Source organism: Bacillus basilensis (assembly GCF_050630465.1).
Lineage (GTDB): Bacteria > Bacillota > Bacilli > Bacillales > Bacillaceae_G > Bacillus_A > Bacillus_A basilensis.
The window spans coordinates 554,178-569,597 of the sequence record NZ_JBNTQO010000001.1 but is presented as its reverse complement, the minus strand read 5'-3'; the positions used below and the strand labels follow the sequence as shown (position 1 = coordinate 569,597).

At 34.0% G+C, this 15,420-nt stretch carries 18 protein-coding genes and 4 pseudogenes; 16 read left to right on the top strand and 6 right to left on the bottom strand.

Annotated elements, in window-relative coordinates; genetic code table 11:
• Nucleotides 1–13: 13 nt before the first annotated feature.
• The 5 genes from ACQVV1_RS02990 (at nucleotide 14) to ACQVV1_RS02970 (ending at nucleotide 2,694) form a co-directional block, all read left to right on the top strand.
• Entirely contained in the window at nucleotides 14–790 is a 777-nt protein-coding gene (locus ACQVV1_RS02990) for a serine hydrolase (RefSeq protein ID WP_431168596.1), read from the top strand.
• Nucleotides 787–1,158, top strand: coding sequence for a hypothetical protein (locus ACQVV1_RS02985; RefSeq protein ID WP_063221451.1), 372 nt, complete (start codon nucleotides 787–789; stop codon nucleotides 1,156–1,158). The genes ACQVV1_RS02990 and ACQVV1_RS02985 overlap by 4 nt, the downstream gene beginning before the upstream one ends.
• A gap of 32 nt (nucleotides 1,159–1,190) precedes the next feature.
• Nucleotides 1,191–1,607 (top strand): GNAT family N-acetyltransferase, encoded by a 417-nt coding sequence (locus ACQVV1_RS02980; RefSeq protein WP_242253017.1) that lies wholly within the window; start codon nucleotides 1,191–1,193, stop codon nucleotides 1,605–1,607.
• Nucleotides 1,608–1,628: 21 nt separating this feature from the next.
• Nucleotides 1,629–1,775, top strand: coding sequence for a phage holin family protein (locus ACQVV1_RS02975; RefSeq protein WP_286676873.1), 147 nt, complete (start codon nucleotides 1,629–1,631; stop codon nucleotides 1,773–1,775).
• 112 nt (nucleotides 1,776–1,887) lie between these two features.
• Nucleotides 1,888–2,694: a GH25 family lysozyme gene (locus ACQVV1_RS02970; RefSeq protein ID WP_309258887.1), complete on the top strand. Its 807-nt coding sequence runs from the start codon at nucleotides 1,888–1,890 to the stop codon at nucleotides 2,692–2,694.
• A gap of 69 nt (nucleotides 2,695–2,763) precedes the next feature.
• Here ACQVV1_RS02970 and ACQVV1_RS02965 read toward each other — a convergent pair whose 3' ends face one another.
• On the bottom strand, nucleotides 2,764–2,976 hold the full coding sequence (locus ACQVV1_RS02965) for a DUF3006 domain-containing protein (protein WP_000820164.1): 213 nt from the start codon (nucleotides 2,974–2,976) through the stop codon (nucleotides 2,764–2,766).
• Between the two features lie 2 nt (nucleotides 2,977–2,978).
• Nucleotides 2,979–4,364 carry an S-layer homology domain-containing protein gene (locus ACQVV1_RS02960; RefSeq protein WP_431168595.1) on the bottom strand — a complete coding sequence of 462 codons (1,386 nt, stop codon included), beginning with the start codon at nucleotides 4,362–4,364 and terminating at the stop codon, nucleotides 2,979–2,981.
• Between the two features lie 448 nt (nucleotides 4,365–4,812).
• Between ACQVV1_RS02960 and ACQVV1_RS02955 the strand changes: the two are divergent.
• The 7 genes and pseudogenes from ACQVV1_RS02955 to ACQVV1_RS02925 all read left to right on the top strand — a co-directional run bounded on the left by ACQVV1_RS02955 (nucleotide 4,813) and on the right by ACQVV1_RS02925 (nucleotide 9,066).
• A pseudogene (locus tag ACQVV1_RS02955) lies at nucleotides 4,813–5,222 on the top strand (GNAT family N-acetyltransferase).
• 15 nt (nucleotides 5,223–5,237) lie between these two features.
• Nucleotides 5,238–5,516 (top strand): annotated as a pseudogene (locus ACQVV1_RS02950) (MmcQ/YjbR family DNA-binding protein); the annotation flags it as partial.
• Nucleotides 5,504–6,016, top strand: a pseudogene (locus ACQVV1_RS02945) (class I SAM-dependent methyltransferase); the annotation flags it as partial. The pseudogenes ACQVV1_RS02950 and ACQVV1_RS02945, both read left to right, overlap by 13 nt.
• A 65-nt stretch (nucleotides 6,017–6,081) precedes the next feature.
• Nucleotides 6,082–6,468: a ribosomal maturation YjgA family protein gene (locus ACQVV1_RS02940; protein WP_309258885.1), complete on the top strand. Its 387-nt coding sequence runs from the start codon at nucleotides 6,082–6,084 to the stop codon at nucleotides 6,466–6,468.
• A 26-nt stretch (nucleotides 6,469–6,494) separates the two neighbouring features.
• Nucleotides 6,495–7,013, top strand: a complete 519-nt coding sequence (locus tag ACQVV1_RS02935; RefSeq protein WP_242253025.1) for a DNA topology modulation protein — start codon at nucleotides 6,495–6,497, stop codon at nucleotides 7,011–7,013.
• A gap of 13 nt (nucleotides 7,014–7,026) precedes the next feature.
• A pseudogene (locus ACQVV1_RS02930) lies at nucleotides 7,027–7,341 on the top strand (nucleotide disphospho-sugar-binding domain-containing protein); the annotation flags it as partial.
• A 357-nt stretch (nucleotides 7,342–7,698) separates the two neighbouring features.
• Nucleotides 7,699–9,066, top strand: a complete 1,368-nt coding sequence (locus ACQVV1_RS02925; protein ID WP_431168594.1) for a lytic polysaccharide monooxygenase — start codon at nucleotides 7,699–7,701, stop codon at nucleotides 9,064–9,066.
• A gap of 130 nt (nucleotides 9,067–9,196) precedes the next feature.
• Here the strand turns inward: ACQVV1_RS02925 and ACQVV1_RS02920 are convergent, their stop codons facing one another.
• The 3 genes from ACQVV1_RS02920 to ACQVV1_RS02910 form a co-directional block, all read right to left on the bottom strand.
• Nucleotides 9,197–9,631 carry a GNAT family N-acetyltransferase gene (locus tag ACQVV1_RS02920; protein WP_063221440.1) on the bottom strand — a complete coding sequence of 145 codons (435 nt, stop codon included), beginning with the start codon at nucleotides 9,629–9,631 and terminating at the stop codon, nucleotides 9,197–9,199.
• Between the two features lie 103 nt (nucleotides 9,632–9,734).
• Nucleotides 9,735–10,400, bottom strand: coding sequence for a ribose 5-phosphate isomerase A (gene rpiA, locus ACQVV1_RS02915; RefSeq protein WP_242253027.1), 666 nt, complete (start codon nucleotides 10,398–10,400; stop codon nucleotides 9,735–9,737).
• Between the two features lie 4 nt (nucleotides 10,401–10,404).
• Nucleotides 10,405–10,725 carry a 2Fe-2S iron-sulfur cluster-binding protein gene (locus ACQVV1_RS02910; protein WP_242253028.1) on the bottom strand — a complete coding sequence of 107 codons (321 nt, stop codon included), beginning with the start codon at nucleotides 10,723–10,725 and terminating at the stop codon, nucleotides 10,405–10,407.
• Between the two features lie 143 nt (nucleotides 10,726–10,868).
• Between ACQVV1_RS02910 and ACQVV1_RS02905 the strand changes: the two genes are divergently transcribed.
• Entirely contained in the window at nucleotides 10,869–11,555 is a 687-nt protein-coding gene (locus ACQVV1_RS02905; protein WP_063221437.1) for an RNA polymerase subunit sigma-70, read from the top strand.
• 21 nt (nucleotides 11,556–11,576) lie between these two features.
• Nucleotides 11,577–12,158, top strand: a complete 582-nt coding sequence (gene clpP / locus ACQVV1_RS02900; RefSeq protein WP_001992188.1) for an ATP-dependent Clp endopeptidase proteolytic subunit ClpP — start codon at nucleotides 11,577–11,579, stop codon at nucleotides 12,156–12,158.
• 44 nt (nucleotides 12,159–12,202) lie between these two features.
• Here clpP and ACQVV1_RS02895 read toward each other — a convergent pair whose 3' ends face one another.
• Complete coding sequence (locus tag ACQVV1_RS02895; RefSeq protein WP_242253030.1) at nucleotides 12,203–13,060, bottom strand: glycine betaine ABC transporter substrate-binding protein; 858 nt, start codon at nucleotides 13,058–13,060, stop codon at nucleotides 12,203–12,205.
• 171 nt (nucleotides 13,061–13,231) lie between these two features.
• On the opposite strand from ACQVV1_RS02895, the gene ACQVV1_RS02890 reads away from it, so the two are divergent.
• Both ACQVV1_RS02890 and ACQVV1_RS02885 read left to right on the top strand, forming a co-directional pair.
• Nucleotides 13,232–14,437 (top strand): quaternary amine ABC transporter ATP-binding protein, encoded by a 1,206-nt coding sequence (locus tag ACQVV1_RS02890; protein WP_242253032.1) that lies wholly within the window; start codon nucleotides 13,232–13,234, stop codon nucleotides 14,435–14,437.
• On the top strand, nucleotides 14,430–15,266 hold the full coding sequence (locus ACQVV1_RS02885; protein ID WP_063221434.1) for an ABC transporter permease: 837 nt from the start codon (nucleotides 14,430–14,432) through the stop codon (nucleotides 15,264–15,266). The genes ACQVV1_RS02890 and ACQVV1_RS02885 overlap by 8 nt, the downstream gene beginning before the upstream one ends.
• Nucleotides 15,267–15,420 lie beyond the last annotated feature (154 nt).

Genomic DNA, 15,420 nt, shown 5'->3' with positions numbered 1-15,420 from the left:
ATGAGGAATGAAAATGGAAACTGTCATTCAAAAAATGAAAGAGATACACTCTGATCATGTTGGGATAGCTATTTATTCTACAAAAAGCAATCGTATAGTTGCTTCATATAATAGTGAATTAAATATTCCGTTAGCATCGGCAGTAAAAGTAGTAATTGGATTTGTAGTAGCGCAGATGGTGAAGGAAAATAAACGTAATTGGAATGATATACTTCATGATGTTAAATTTAATCCACATGAAGATAGTGCGCAGTTATATCCACATTTACAAGGAAGAAATACTTTAACACTTAGTAAAGTAGTTGAAGTAATGATAGCATGTCATGATAGTTACGTTGCACAGTCAGTTGTAATGTACTGTGGTGGATGGGATGCTGTGAAAATGTATGCTCAAACGTACTTTTCAAAAATTCATATACAAGAGGACGCTAGAGATGAGAAAAATATTGGAGAATTAAATGAACTTCTTTCACTTTTAGTACATATATTTCAAGGTTATAAATCAGAAGCAGAATTATGGGAACCAATTATTAGCGGCATGGTAAGGCAGCAAGGTGAATATGAAGGAATACATTCATATCACTTAGCTCATATGACAGGTGGACTATCTTCAGCTACAATAAATATTGGTATAATAGGAATATTTAACGAATTCCCGTTTCTTTATGTTATTGGGGGAAAAGACTTACCTAATCGACGTGAAAATAAAGAGGTAGATAAAGTTTTTGCAGTAGCTTTGAAGTACATATACAAAGAATATAGTGAAATTACGCTAGGAGTGATTGATTGAAAAGAAACTTAAAGACATCAACAATCATTATATTAATAGTAACAATTATCGCCTTGGAAGTTGGAATCGCGATTTACGATCACACTTTATCGTTAGATACAATTTACTTTGCAGCAATCCTCATTTGTATTGTATTACTTTTTGGTACACGTATTTCTAAAGAGAAAGAAAGTACATCGAAACAAGGGCGAAGAAAAACAGCTCTTCTATTTTGGACATTTATTTTACTGTCTATCGCTTCTTTTGCAGTTATAAGTTATATAAGAATAGGCTATGTTTCTGTGCCCGGGATAATTGGTTTTTCATGCTTTGTTACATATGGTGGATTCGTATTTATTAGTATTTTAAAGAGGAAAAGTAAAAATTAAAGGTAACTTACTAAGTTGAAAGGGAGGAATATATGAAACACATAGAGAATGGTACTCGCGCTGAAGGAGAATACATAAAAAATAAAGTCATTCAATATAACATGTCTATTTTAAATGATGAAGCGAAACAGCCGATGGAACAAGTAAATTTCGTAGTGAAAGATGAGGCTGGAAAAATCTTTGGCGGGGTAACAGGAACGATGTATTTTTATCATCTTCATATAGATTTTTTATGGGTTGACGAATTGGTTCGTCATGATGGTTATGGCAGTCAACTATTACATAAAATCGAAGACATCGCGAAGGAAAAAGGTTGTAGATTAATATTACTAGATTCATTTAGTTTTCAAGCACCAGAATTTTATAAAAAACACGGCTACCGAGAATATGGTGTTGTTGAAGATCATCCTAAGGGACATAGTCAACACTTTTTAGAGAAGAGATTATAGTAATAGTATTCTACAAGAAAAATAGATTTTAAAAGTATCACTAACAAGGTGATGCTTTTTATTTTGTTTATAGCTACTACTCAATCAGATGCAATTATGGGAACAAATAATAAGGTTCGTATAACAAAGATTTTCTTTTTTATCGGAAATGAGTTACTGTCTTTGTAGAAGAAACTAGTCGTATTTACTATATGCACTAACAAATACTATTGAATTTTTAGAAGGAGAAGAGCAATAAGACGAGCACTGAATATAATAATGATAAAGGAGGTGTTAAGTTATGGGGTATATTGTAGATATTTCAAAATGGAACGGTAACATTAACTGGGATGTAGCAGCGCCCCAACTAGATTTCGTAATCGCTAGGGTACAAGATGGTTCAAATTATGTAGACCCTTTATATAAAAATTATGCCCAAGCAATGAAAACAAGAAATATTCCTTTTGGTAACTATGCATTCTGCCGTTTTATTTCAATTGCTGATGCGAAGAAGGAAGCACAAGATTTTTGGAATCGTGGTGATAAGAGCGCTACAGTTTGGGCAGCTGATGTAGAAGTGAAAACAATGGATGACATGAGAGCCGGTACACAAGCTTTTATCGATGAATTACGCCGACTAGGTGCTAAGAAAGTTGGTTTATATGTTGGACATCATATGTATGCGCCTTTCGGTATGGCGAACGTAAAAAGTGACTTTGTATGGATTCCTAGGTATGGCGGTAATAAACCAGCATATCCTTGTGATATTTGGCAATACACTGAGACTGGTAATGTACCTGGTATCGGTACATGTGATTTAAATCAATTAATAGGAAATAAGCCACTTTCTTGGTTTACTGAATCAGTACCAAAACAAGAAAATGTGCAAGCGCAAGTTTCAAAACAAAACATTATCCAATCAGGTGCTTTTTCACCACATGAAACTCCAGATGTTATGGGAGCGTTAACTTCTTTAAAAATGACTGCTACCTTCATTTTACAATCAGATGGTTTAACATATTTTGTTACTGAACCCACTAGTGATACGCAATTAAACGCAATGAAAAGCTGGCTTGATCGAAAAGGTTGGTGGTATGAAGTTAAATAATAAAAAAATAACTAGCTACTATTTGTGTAAAAAAAGAGCCGTCCAGTTTTTTTGGAGGGCTCTTTTTTACTACTCAAATAGCTTATTCATTAAATCTTGTATTTCACGTCTTCTTTTATCTGTTTCGTCCTTATCAATTGTATACGTATCATCCTCTATTATAAGAACATCACCCTCTTTTGCAGTGGAAGGGAGTTTGGATTTAGGTACATCAATTGTTACGTTATTCACTTCAATAACTGCTAGTTCCCCTTCAAAACGGTCAATAATACCTCTTTTCATAATTATCTCTCCGTTCTTACAGAAATGCTAGAACCATCACTATTAATAGTTACAGTTCCATTTAAATCGGTTCTATATACCTTAACAGCCATTGCATTTAACTTTGCTAAAGTTTCCTGTGTAGGATGGCCATATCGGTTACCTGCACCTGCACTGATCACAGCGATACTTGGTTTCACTGCATCTAAAAATGGTTGAGAAGAAGATGTCTTACTTCCATGGTGACCAGGTTTTAATACATCGGATTTTAGGCTGGAACCGTACGTTGCAACCATATCTTTTTCACTTTTAGATTCAGCATCACCAGTAAATAAGAAAGATTTGCTGCCATGTGTTACTTTTAATACAGCACTCCACTCATTTAAATCGTTACCGTATTCTTTAACAGGAGCTAAAAATTGTGAGTTTAAACCATTGATTGGTAAAGTTACTCCAGATTTCGCTTCTTTAATAGTTAACCCTTTGTTAGCTACTGCAGTTAAAAAGTCTTTAAACGTTTGTGTCGTATGACTCACTTTAGGTGCGTAAACGTTTTTTACATTTATAGCATAAAGCACTTCATCCAATCCGCCTACATGATCGGCATCAGGATGAGTGGCAATCATATAATCGATAGTTTGAAATCCTAATCCTTTTAAATAATTTGCTACAACTTTACCTTTTCCGTTATTTCCACCGTCAATAAGGATCGTTTCTCCACTTGGAGATTTAATAAAAGTAGCATCACCTTGTCCGACATCAATGTAATGAACTTCTAACTCTCCTTTAGGCTTAGGAAGAGCAGGACGGAAATTTGGTTCTAATACACGAGCCAAAAATGCAGCAAATTGTTCACGAGTTACTTTTACACCTGGACCAAATGTACCATCAGGTAATCCAGTGGTAATATTATTTTGTGCTAAAATTTTGACATAATTGTAACCCCAGTGATTAGATGGAACATCAGGGAAATTGACGTCAGCACCTGTAGGCTTCAAATCAAAAGTTTTAACTAAAACTTTTGCCATTTCTGCACGAGTTAATGAGCGGTCAGGGAAATAGTTTGTTTCGCGTTGTACAATGTTATTATGTGCTAACTTATGTACAGAATCATAGTAATAGATACCTTTGGCTACATCGGAAAAAATATGATTATAACTAGATGGTTTTTCTAATTTTAATGATAAATCTAGCATTAAGGCCATTTGTCCACGAGTTACATCATCGCTTGGCTTAAAAGATCCATCTGGCGTACCTTTAATGATACCTTTATCCGATAAATAGTTAATTTCTTTAATTGCCCAATGATTAGATTGGACATCAGGGAAAGATTTGGCACTTGTAAGATTTGGAATGAACAATGATAAAATCATGACAAATGCTGTTAGTAATAAACTAAACTTTTTCAAAAAATCGCCTCACTTAATGTATTTTTTACCTTATTAACTTTACCATTTCTTACAAGTAATTTAAAGTTTAATAGATAAATATCCCATTAGTAATTGTTTATATTCATAAATTCACCAATTTTAAATAACGTAATTTAATAGAGGGGATATGAAAGGTAGTGAAGAACTGTTTATATTGCAATTGTAGAATCTGTATTATAAATTAATCTTATGAAGGTTTGGTAACAGGGGGATTCCAGAACTATATAGTGAAAGAAGGGAAGTAAGGAAAAGTAAATACCAAGAGAAACTGCACTGTGTAGATCGTATTGAGGAATTCGCTGCAATATCATTGGAGTTACTTAATGAGAAGTGCTAACAAGTATGCAAGCAAATTTGCTAATACCAAATTGAATTATTCATAAAAGTAATTATAATAATATAAATTCTATTCAATGGGAGAAAGAAAATGTACACGTATAAATTACAACATGATCAACCAATCTGCGCAGAAAAAATAAAGAAACTTTACGATTCTGTCGGTTGGTGGCCAGAAAGAAAAGAAAAGAAAACGATATTCAAAAAATGTTAAAGAATAGTATAGCTATTGGGGTATGGGAAAATAACGAATTAATAGGATTTGCTAGAGTTGTTTCTGATGGTGTTTTTCGAGCGTACATAGAAGATGTTGTTGTACATGAGAGTGTAAGAAATAAAGGTATTGGAGAGAAGATGCTTACAATGTTACTTGAAGAGATACCTCATATCGATATTGTGAGCTTATTTTGTGGAGAGAAATTCATAAAGTTTTATGGTGAACAGCAGTTTCAAGCGACGAAACAAATTGTAATGCATCGTAATCAAATAGTGAAAGAATAAGAGGTGACAATTAGAATGATTGCAATAAGAACATATTGTTTATCAAAAAGAAAAGCGACAGAAGATTCTCCTGATGGTTGGAATGCAACATGTATGAGGCTTAACAATAAAATATTTGCGATATTGAACCATGAAGAAGGTGAAAAAGCGGCAATTACATTAAAATGTGATCCAGAACTTTCAATAAGAATAAGAGAAGATTATCCAGATACAATCATTCCAGGATATCATATGAATAAAAAACATTGGAATACAGTGTATATTAATAAAGTTGTAGAGCGGGAGCAAATGTCACTGCAATTGACGTGAGTTCTGAAATGGTAAAAGCTGCAAAGGAAAGTACAGGTGATAAAGCGACGTTTCTTTGTCATGACTTGCAAGAAACATTACCATTTGAAGATAATACTTTTGATGTTATTGTGAGTTCGTTAACCCTTCATTACTTAGAAAATTGGAATCAAGTATTTCAGGAGTTTCGTCGAGTATTGAAGCCAGGTGGAGAATTTATATATTCCATTCATCATCCTTTTATGGACTTTACAAAGTTTACTTGTGAAAATTATTCCGAAAAACAATTATTAGTAGATACTTGGGTTAAATCCAACATTACAATTGAAGTTGAATTTTTTAGAAGGTCACTTCAAGACATTATTAATGAAACAACAAATTATTTTGTGTTAGAAAAAATGGTGGAACCGAGGCCAGTTGAAAAGATGAAAGAAGTAAATGAAAAATCTTATCATTATTTAAATACAAATCCCCATTTTCTTATTATGAAAGCAATTAATAAATAGCTAGTAAAATGATTATATTTTACTAGCTATTTGTAGTTTTAAATTACATTTTAGGAGAACTTTATATGAATAGGGAACGAAATAGATTATTATATGCACTGTTTACTATCGTTGTAATTATTTTAGGTCTTAGCTCAAGAAAGTTAGCTTTTGCGCTGCCCGCTCTATTAAATGATTATTTAGGTGATGCTTTATGGGCATTAATGATTTTTACTGGATTCGGATTTTTATTTCCTAAAATAGAAACGAAGAAATTGGCTTTTATTAGTTTAATGTTTTGCTACGGGATTGAAGTGAGCCAATTATACCATGCTGAATGGATAGATAGCGTTCGTGCAACGACTTTAGGTGGACTCGTATTAGGTTACGGATTTTTGTGGAGTGATTTGGTGGCTTACACAATTGGTGTGGGGATTGGAATGTTTTATGAATTTATGTTACGGAAGAAATAAGGGAATCTGAAAAGGAGTATGTATTTATGAAAAAAATAATATTAATAGGTTCTGGTGGTTCAGGGAAATCTACATTAGCAAAACAGCTAGGAAATAAACTAAATATTAAGGTGCATCATCTTGATGCACTATTTTGGAAACCAAATTGGGAGGGTGTTTCGAAAGAAGAGCAAAGAACGGTTCAAAATGAATTAGTTAAAGAAGATGAGTGGATTATTGATGGGAATTATGGCGGGACAATGGACATAAGAATGAACGCAGCTGATACAATTATCTTTCTTGATATTCATAGAACAATATGTGTTTATCGTGCTTTTAAAAGGATTGTACAATATCGGAATAAAACAAGGCCGGATATGGGGGCTGGATGTAAAGAAAGATTTGATTTGCAATTTTTCAAATGGATATGGGAATACCCTAAAACGAAACGACCTTTCATTTTAAAGAGGCTAAATCAATTAAGCAAGGATAAAGATGTTGTTATTTTAAAATCTTCAAATGAAGTAAAACTATTTTTAGAGAAGTGCGATAACGTAGATAGTTAGATTATAAAAAGAAGTAACATATACAAAGTTATTTATTACACATGGCGGGATGAACAGTACACATGGAGGATTAAATAACGGGATTCCACTCATTGTAATTCCACAAAGTGCAGATCAGCCAGTAATCGCAAAGCAAGTAGAGAATCTAGGAGCTGGGATTAAGTTGTCTATGAAAGAATTAACTGTGGAACAACTACGTGAAAGTGTAGAACTTGTATTAAATAATCCATCATATAAAGAAGCTGCATTACATTTGAAGGAGTCATTTCGAAAATCTGGTGGGCATAAACAAGCTGTCGATGAGATTTTTACATTTATAGGTCAGTAATAAATAGAAGATTATACATGAGAAAAGTGTCTATATGAAATGGTATAGACACTTTTCTGTTATATAAAGCGGAGAATCAATTACATTGAAAGATTAAATATCCTGTTTTATAAATTCTGGCCATAGTATTATGTGTTAGTAATGCTTTCACATTTTCTGCACAACTTCTGCACATGTTTTGTTGATTTCTATGTCATGATATATTCATTAAGTGAAATATTTCACATGAATAGAAATATATTTTCACTGCGGTGTATGCATAACTAACACATACATCGATACAAGATTGTCTCTCGTTATTCTTTTACATCAAAGCCCACATTACACTACAAAGTATAACAAGAAGGGGACAGGAACATGAATAATCGATTTTTAAAACAACTACAAAACATGAAAATGAACAAAAAAAGTCTAGGAGCTGTTGCATTAACAGCTGGAATTATTGGTACGACACTTATTCCTCAAAACGCATACGCGCACGGTTTTGTTGAAAAGCCTGGCAGCCGATCTGCTTTATGTAGTCCAACTTATGGTGCACTAAATGTAAATTGCGGAAGTGTTATGTATGAACCGCAAAGCTTAGAAGCACCAAAAGGATTCCCGCAAGGTGGCCCAGTTGATGGGCAAATCGCTTCTGCAGGTGGTAAATTTGGTGGTATTTTAGATCAACAAGCAGACAATCGTTGGTTTAAAAATACAATCACAGGTGGTGAAAATACATTTACTTGGAAGTATACAGCGCCTCATTTAACGAGTAAATGGCATTACTATATTACAAAAAAAGGATGGAATCCAAATAAAGCGCTCACAAGAGCAGATGTTGAACCAATTGGAACTGTACAACATGATGGTTCTGCAGCCTCAAATAATTTAACTCACAAAATCAATGTACCTACTGATCGAAGTGGATATCATGTGATTTTAGCAGTATGGGATGTAGCTGATACTGCAAATGCATTTTATAATGTCATTGATGTTAAACTCATCAATGACGTAAAACCAGATACAGAAGCTCCAAGTATTCCAAATGGAATTCAGGAACAAAAAGTAACAGCGCATAGTATAGAACTAGCATGGAACGCTTCTACGGATAATGTAGGGGTAAAAGGATATCAAATCTTCCGTAACGGAGAGATGATCGATACTGTACCGGGCACTCATTTTATTGATAAAAAATTACAACCAAGTACGGAATATTCTTATACTGTAAAAGCGATTGACACAGCTGGAAATGTCTCGAAAGAAAGTGCAGCATATACAGTGAAAACGACAGTTGAGGCTCCTGATACAGAAGCACCAACACAACCAAAAGGATTACATAGTATGGGAACAACAACGTCAAGTGTGGATTTAATGTGGAGTCCTTCTGACGATAATATTGGTGTAGACCATTACGATATTTATAGAGAAACAGAAGGATCGATGAAAAAGATTGCAACATCCAATACGACTTCTTATATGGATAAAAATTTACTCCCTAATACTACTTATAAATATGTAGTGAAAGCTGTTGATGGAGCTGGAAATGAATCTGTACAGAGTGATATGTTCACAATTACTACAAAAACTGAAAGCGCTTCATATGAAGAGTGGGATGCAAAGAAAGCATATGAAAAGGGAGATAGAGTTCTACACAAGGGAAAAGTATATGAAGCAGTCCAGAGTTATAAAGGAAATGGGGATCCAAACTGGATTTATGCCTTATCATTATGGAAAACAATATAAGCTTTACCGAGGTATGAACTAAGAGATAATGGGCTTTGATGCAAAAGGACATCTTGAGAATTCATTTTTCTATTAATAAAAGAGGGTAGTATATGAATACATAAAGTAGTTTCATATACTACCCTTTTTATTATGATAATATTTTCGTCATAAGTATATGCGGAATTCCATCTTCCATAAATACATCAGAAGAAGTTTGATAATCTAGTTTTTTATAAAACCCTTCAGCTTGTGTTTGACCGTGTAGTTTTACTTTTGTAGCGTCTTTGTTTCGAGCAATTTCTTCTAACGCTTGAATAATTACTTTTCCTAAACCGTATTTACGATAGTCTTTTAAAATACAAATGCGTTCTAATTTACCAGTACCATCAACAAATCGGATACGACCTGTACCTACAGGAAGCTCATTATAATAAACTAAAATATGTTTACATGTCTCTCCGATTTCATCAAACATATCGAATTCATCTTCAAGTGGGACATTTTGTTCTTTTACAAATACTTCTTTTCGAATGTGAAAGGCAGTTTCTAAATCTGTAAGTTCTGTTATGAGTTTGGAGTGCAAATTGTTCAGTCCTTTCTAGTGTGATGTGCTTTTGTTTTCATAGTATATCATAATGTTACGCAATAAAGAGAAAATATAAAAAGCTGACTGTAAGAGTCAGCTTTCATGATAATTCCTTAATCCCATTTTTTGTTCCAATAATCGCCTTACTAGTCATATTAACAAACAATCCGGTTTCAACTACACCAGTAATCATTTTTAATTGTTTGTGTAAATCGGAAGGAGTAGATATATGATTAGGGAATATACAATCGACAATCATGTTATTATTATCAGTTATAACCGTTACATTATTTTTTAAGCGTAATGTTGTTTGACATCCTAAAGATTGGATTTTATTTTCGGTTTGTTTCCATGAAAAAGGTATGATTTCAACAGGTAATGGAAAAGTTCCTAAACGTGTCACAACTTTTGATTCATCAGCGATAATTATAAGTTCTTTCGAGGAGGAGGCTACAATTTTCTCTCGTAGTAATGCACCACCGCCGCCTTTAATAAGCTGTAAATTAGGATCAATTTCATCAGCTCCATCAATTGTAAGATCAAGACTTTGTACGTCGTTTAACGAAATCAATGGGATATTTAATTGCTGCGCTAATGCCTCTGTTTCCTTTGATGTCGGTACAGCTTGAAATGATAACCCTTCTTTTACACGATCACCTAATTTTTGAATCGTCCAATATACAGTTGAACCTGTGCCAAGCCCAACTGTCATTCCATCTTTTACAAAGTTTGCAGCATATTCACCTGCGAGTTGTTTTAGATTCATCGCTTTATTCCGCCGGACGTGGCCCAGCATCAAGACCTGAATTCTCAACTGTAAGTACCGGACGAACGACTAAATCTTTATGTACACGCATTTGACAAGATAATCGTAAATGATCCTCAATCCCTTTTTCCGTCATCGCATTTTTTTCATTCGCACTCGCTTCACAAAAATCACCCGCTATAATTTCTACTCTACAAGTTGTGCAACGTGCTTTTCCGCCGCAACGATGAAGTATGTTTACACCGTTGTCTTCAATCGCTAATACTAACTTTGTGCCTTCTGTTACATCAAAAGTTCCTGCACCTTCAATTGTTAATTTTGGCAAATTTATTCCTCCTCACGTAAAATTGTACATAACATATTTATGACCGCGAATTATTGAACATAAACATAATTTTTTTATATGCCCCGTAACTTTTTTATTTGTTGAATCGTTAATTAAGTAAGCGCTGAGAAGGAGTGGTTATTTTGTGCACAAAAGTAACTCATATTTTAAAAAATCATATCGATATGAATCATTCAAATATAAACTTTTTAATTGAGCAATATGGAGAATTGAAAAGGTACTGTACATTTTTAACGAAAAACAAATGGGACGGCGAAGATCTTGCCCAAGAAACAGTTTGTAAAGTTCTTCAAAAATATAGTGATAAAGATATTTGTATGACGCTTGTATATAAAATAGCTAGAAATCGTTGGTTAGATCAAATAAAGTCAAAATCAGTTCATGAAAAAATAAGAGACCAAATTACTTTTGAAGAACCACATGAAAAAATTGCGGATTTGCATGAAATGGTAGGGAAAGTATTATTTTCATTAAATGTCCAGCAATCTGCAATTTTATTATTAAAGGATGTTTTTCAATATAGTATCGCTGATATTGCCAAAGTATGTTCCGTATCGGAAGGGGCAGTGAAAGCTTCTTTATTTCGGAGTAGAAATAGGCTGAAAACTGTAAGTGAAGAAGGGATTGAGATAGTCGAATTCACAGATGATATTGAAGTTGTAGTAACATCTATTCGTGAAGAAAGGCCGGAATTATTAACCAAACTTCTTCCGACAATTGATTTTACTAAGTTACCATCTAAACAGCCAGTCTTATTATTTAATGCGAAAAACCCTTCTTCCTACAGTTGTATGCTTTGCGCGGCATAACAATTATTGGAGGGATTTAAAATGAATGCAATTCCATATGTAGTAGAACAAACGAAATTAGGAGAACGTTCCTATGATATATATTCAAGGTTATTAAAAGACCGAATTATTATAATCGGTTCAGAGATTAATGATCAGGTTGCGAGCAGTGTAGTAGCGCAATTATTATTTTTAGAAGCGGAAGACGCGGAGAAAGATATATTCCTGTATATTAATAGTCCTGGCGGCTCAACGACAGCGGGATTTGCAATATTAGATACGATGAATCTTATTAAACCGGATGTGCAAACGCTTTGTATGGGCTTAGCAGCATCATTTGGTGCCCTTTTACTATTAGCTGGCGCAAAAGGAAAAAGGTTTGCCCTTCCTAATAGTGAAATCATGATTCATCAGCCACTTGGCGGTGTAAAAGGGCAAGCAACAGAAATCGAAATTACAGCAAAAAGAATATTGAAATTAAAGCATGACATTAATAAAATTATTGCTGACAGAACAGGACAGCCAATCGAAAAAATAGCACATGATACGGAAAGAGATTATTTTATGACAGCAGAGGAAGCTAAAGAATATGGGATTGTTGATGGGGTCGTTGAGAAAAAATAACATAAAACAGGCTAGAGAATATGCTAATTCTCTAGCCTGTTTTTTTAATCTTTAATCCATTCATCAACTAACGATTGATTCTTTTTAATCCAATTTCGCGCCGCTTCTTCGGGATCTTTCGTTTTATTTAACATGACCATTAATGTACCAAGCTGTTCATCGTTCATTTTCCATTTATCAAAGTATTTCACGATATCCGGATGATCTTTTTCGAAACCTTTACGAACAGAGTAATAAATGTCATCTTTTTCACCATATACTTTCTTAGGGTCTTTTAAATATTTTAAGTCAAATTCTGAAAAGCCCCAATGTGGATTCCAAAGCGTAACAGCGATTGGTTTCTTTTTCGTATATGCTTTCTTTAATTCACTCATCATCGCAGCTTCTGAAGATTGGACAAGTTTTAGTTTTAGGTCATATTCCTTCATTGCTTTATTCGTTAAATTCATAAGACTACTACCGGGTTCGATACCGACAATTTTATTATCTAGTTCATCTTTATGAGCATTTAAATCTTCGATACTGTTTATGTTTTTCACATAAGATGGTACGACTAAACCTAGTCCAGTTCCTTCATACCATTTTGATTTTAAGACAATATCATCTTTATAACGATCGTTTAGTGGTTTATCCGTAACGGGTAGCCATACTTCTAAATTAGCATCAACATCACCACGAGCGACACCAGTCCAAATCGCCGCTTTTTCTAAATACATGAGTTCAACTTTGTAGCCTTTTTGTTCTAATAAAACTTTCCACATGTTTGCTGTTGCAATGTTTTCTTTCCAACTTGTTACACCAAGTTTAATTTTCCCTTTCGAATTTGCATTTGTTGCATTACATGAGGTGAAAATCATAGTAATAAATAATGCAAGGCATATAAGCCATATTTTCTTTCTCATTGAAAACCTCCTAAGGAACGTTTGCCTTTTTAAATAAATGTATAAGTAAGCATTCTTATTATGAACGGAAACGAGAATTTTAAAGAAATCTTATGAATGTCATTTTTATGTAATATTTCTTTGCAAAATCGCAACACTATGTGAATAGATGGGTAGAAAAGGAGTAGTGACATGGATAATACAAAGGTGCGTGTTGAAAACGTAACAAAAGTATTCGGGAAACATCCGCAAAGAGCCCTTTCCTTATTAAAAGAGGGAAAAAGTAAATCGGATATTTTAAAAGAGACAGGAATGAATGTTGGTGTGAAAAAGGCAACGTTCGAAGTATATACTGGAGAAATTTTCGTTATTATGGGTTTGTCTGGTAGCGGGAAATCTACGTTAGTTCGTATGTTAAACCAATTAATTAAACCAACCGCAGGTCATATATACATAGATGGTGAAGACATCGCAACGATGGGGAAAGAAGAGTTGCGAAGAGTGAGAAGAACGAAGATGAGCATGGTATTTCAAAAGTTCGCTTTATTTCCTCATCGTACAGTGATTCAAAACGTTGCGTACGGGTTAGAAATTCAGGGAGTTCCAGTTGAGGAACGAGAGAAAAAAGCGTTAGAATCTTTGAAATTAGTTGGATTAGACCATCATAAAGATAATTATCCAAGTCAACTTAGTGGTGGAATGCAGCAACGCGTTGGAATCGCAAGGGCACTAACGAATGACCCAGATGTTTTATTGATGGATGAGTCATTTAGTGCATTAGATCCACTTATTCGAAAAGAAATGCAAGATGAGCTATTAGAACTTCAAGATAAAATGGAAAAAACAATTATTTTTATTACGCATGATTTAGATGAAGCGCTTCGAATTGGTGATCGAATTGCATTGATGAAAGACGGAGAAGTTGTCCAAATTGGAACACCGGAAGAAATTATGATGAGTCCTGCCAATGAATTTGTAGAGAAGTTCGTGGCGGACGTGAATTTAGGAAAAGTAATTACGGCAGAATCTATTTTAAAACGACCGGAGACTTTATTAATTGATCGTGGACCACGTGTAGCACTTCAAATTATGAGGAACGCCGGTGTTTCTACTGTATATGTTGTAAACAAAAAGTATGAGTTTTTAGGTATATTAACTGCGGATGATGCGAGTAAAGCAGTACAAAAACAGTGGCCGATTGCTGATTTATTACTTAACGATATTCCGCATGTTTATTTGGATACTTTACTTGAGGAAACATATGCAAAGATGGCGGAGATGAAATATCCGTTACCCGTAATTGATGAGAAGAAAAGACTTAGAGGAATCATTAAACGTGAAAGTGTCATTCAAGCTCTTGCAGGAAACATTGAGGAAGAGGTGAAAGACGATGAATAGTATTCCGCGTATTCCATTAGGGGAATGGGTCGATTCATTTGTTGCAAGTTTATATGAGCACTTTGAAGGCGTATTCCGAGGGTTCTCTTATATTATTGGAGGATTCGTTGATTTACTCACTAATTTTTTAATAATAATACCAGCTATATTGATGATTATTATCCTTTGTTTCCTCATTTGGTACACAACGAGAAAATTATCTTTAGTTATTTTTACACTGATCGGTTTATTATTTATTTTAAATATTAACTACTGGGCACAAACGATGCAAACATTAGCACTTGTACTTACATCTGTTATTATTTCAATCATTGTAGGTATCCCAATCGGAATTTTAGCTTCTCAAAATGAACGCTTCTCAAAATTTTTAAAACCGACATTAGATTTTATGCAAACAATGCCAGCTTTCGTATATCTTATTCCTGCGATTACATTTTTCGGAGTAGGTGTAGTACCTGGGATTATTGCATCAGTAATCTTTGCAATGCCACCGACAATTCGTTTTACTGATTTAGGAATTAGACAAGTTCCAGAAGATTTAATTGAAGCAGCGAATGCGTTTGGCTCTACCGCATCACAAAAATTATTTAAGGTACAATTACCACTCGCAACTGGAACAATCATGGCTGGTGTGAACCAAAGCATTATGCTTTCGTTATCAATGGTTGTAACAGCATCTCTTGTAGGAGCACCAGGTCTTGGAGTTGATGTATACCGCTCTGTAACACAAGTTAATATCGGGATGGGATTTGAAGCAGGACTAGCTATTGTTGTCATTGCGATTATATTAGACCGCATTACACAAGGATTTCATCAAAAAAGAAGATAAAAAGAAAACACACTTTATTATACAAAGTGTGTTTTTTTATATTCGAAAAGATCACATACGAACAATAACAGAACCATCAGCTGACGCAAAAACTTGGTTTTGTTGTTATTTCATTGATTTAATTCTTCGATGAATAACGATATGTTTATTTAAT

Excerpts from the sequence above, each read along its gene's own strand:
- ACQVV1_RS02990 (WP_431168596.1), top strand. The coding sequence starts at position 14 with ATGGAAACTGTCATTCAAAAAATGAAAGAGATACACTCTGATCATGTT.
- ACQVV1_RS02980 (WP_242253017.1), top strand. The coding sequence starts at position 1,191 with ATGAAACACATAGAGAATGGTACTCGCGCTGAAGGAGAATACATAAAA.
- ACQVV1_RS02970 (WP_309258887.1), top strand. The coding sequence starts at position 1,888 with ATGGGGTATATTGTAGATATTTCAAAATGGAACGGTAACATTAACTGG.
- ACQVV1_RS02965 (WP_000820164.1), bottom strand. The coding sequence starts at position 2,976 with ATGAAAAGAGGTATTATTGACCGTTTTGAAGGGGAACTAGCAGTTATT.
- ACQVV1_RS02940 (WP_309258885.1), top strand. The coding sequence starts at position 6,082 with ATGAATAGGGAACGAAATAGATTATTATATGCACTGTTTACTATCGTT.
- ACQVV1_RS02935 (WP_242253025.1), top strand. The coding sequence starts at position 6,495 with ATGAAAAAAATAATATTAATAGGTTCTGGTGGTTCAGGGAAATCTACA.
- ACQVV1_RS02925 (WP_431168594.1), top strand. The coding sequence starts at position 7,699 with ATGAATAATCGATTTTTAAAACAACTACAAAACATGAAAATGAACAAA.
- rpiA (WP_242253027.1), bottom strand. The coding sequence starts at position 10,400 with ATGAATCTAAAACAACTCGCAGGTGAATATGCTGCAAACTTTGTAAAA.
- clpP (WP_001992188.1), top strand. The coding sequence starts at position 11,577 with ATGAATGCAATTCCATATGTAGTAGAACAAACGAAATTAGGAGAACGT.
- ACQVV1_RS02895 (WP_242253030.1), bottom strand. The coding sequence starts at position 13,060 with ATGAGAAAGAAAATATGGCTTATATGCCTTGCATTATTTATTACTATG.
- ACQVV1_RS02890 (WP_242253032.1), top strand. The coding sequence starts at position 13,232 with ATGGATAATACAAAGGTGCGTGTTGAAAACGTAACAAAAGTATTCGGG.
- ACQVV1_RS02885 (WP_063221434.1), top strand. The coding sequence starts at position 14,430 with ATGAATAGTATTCCGCGTATTCCATTAGGGGAATGGGTCGATTCATTT.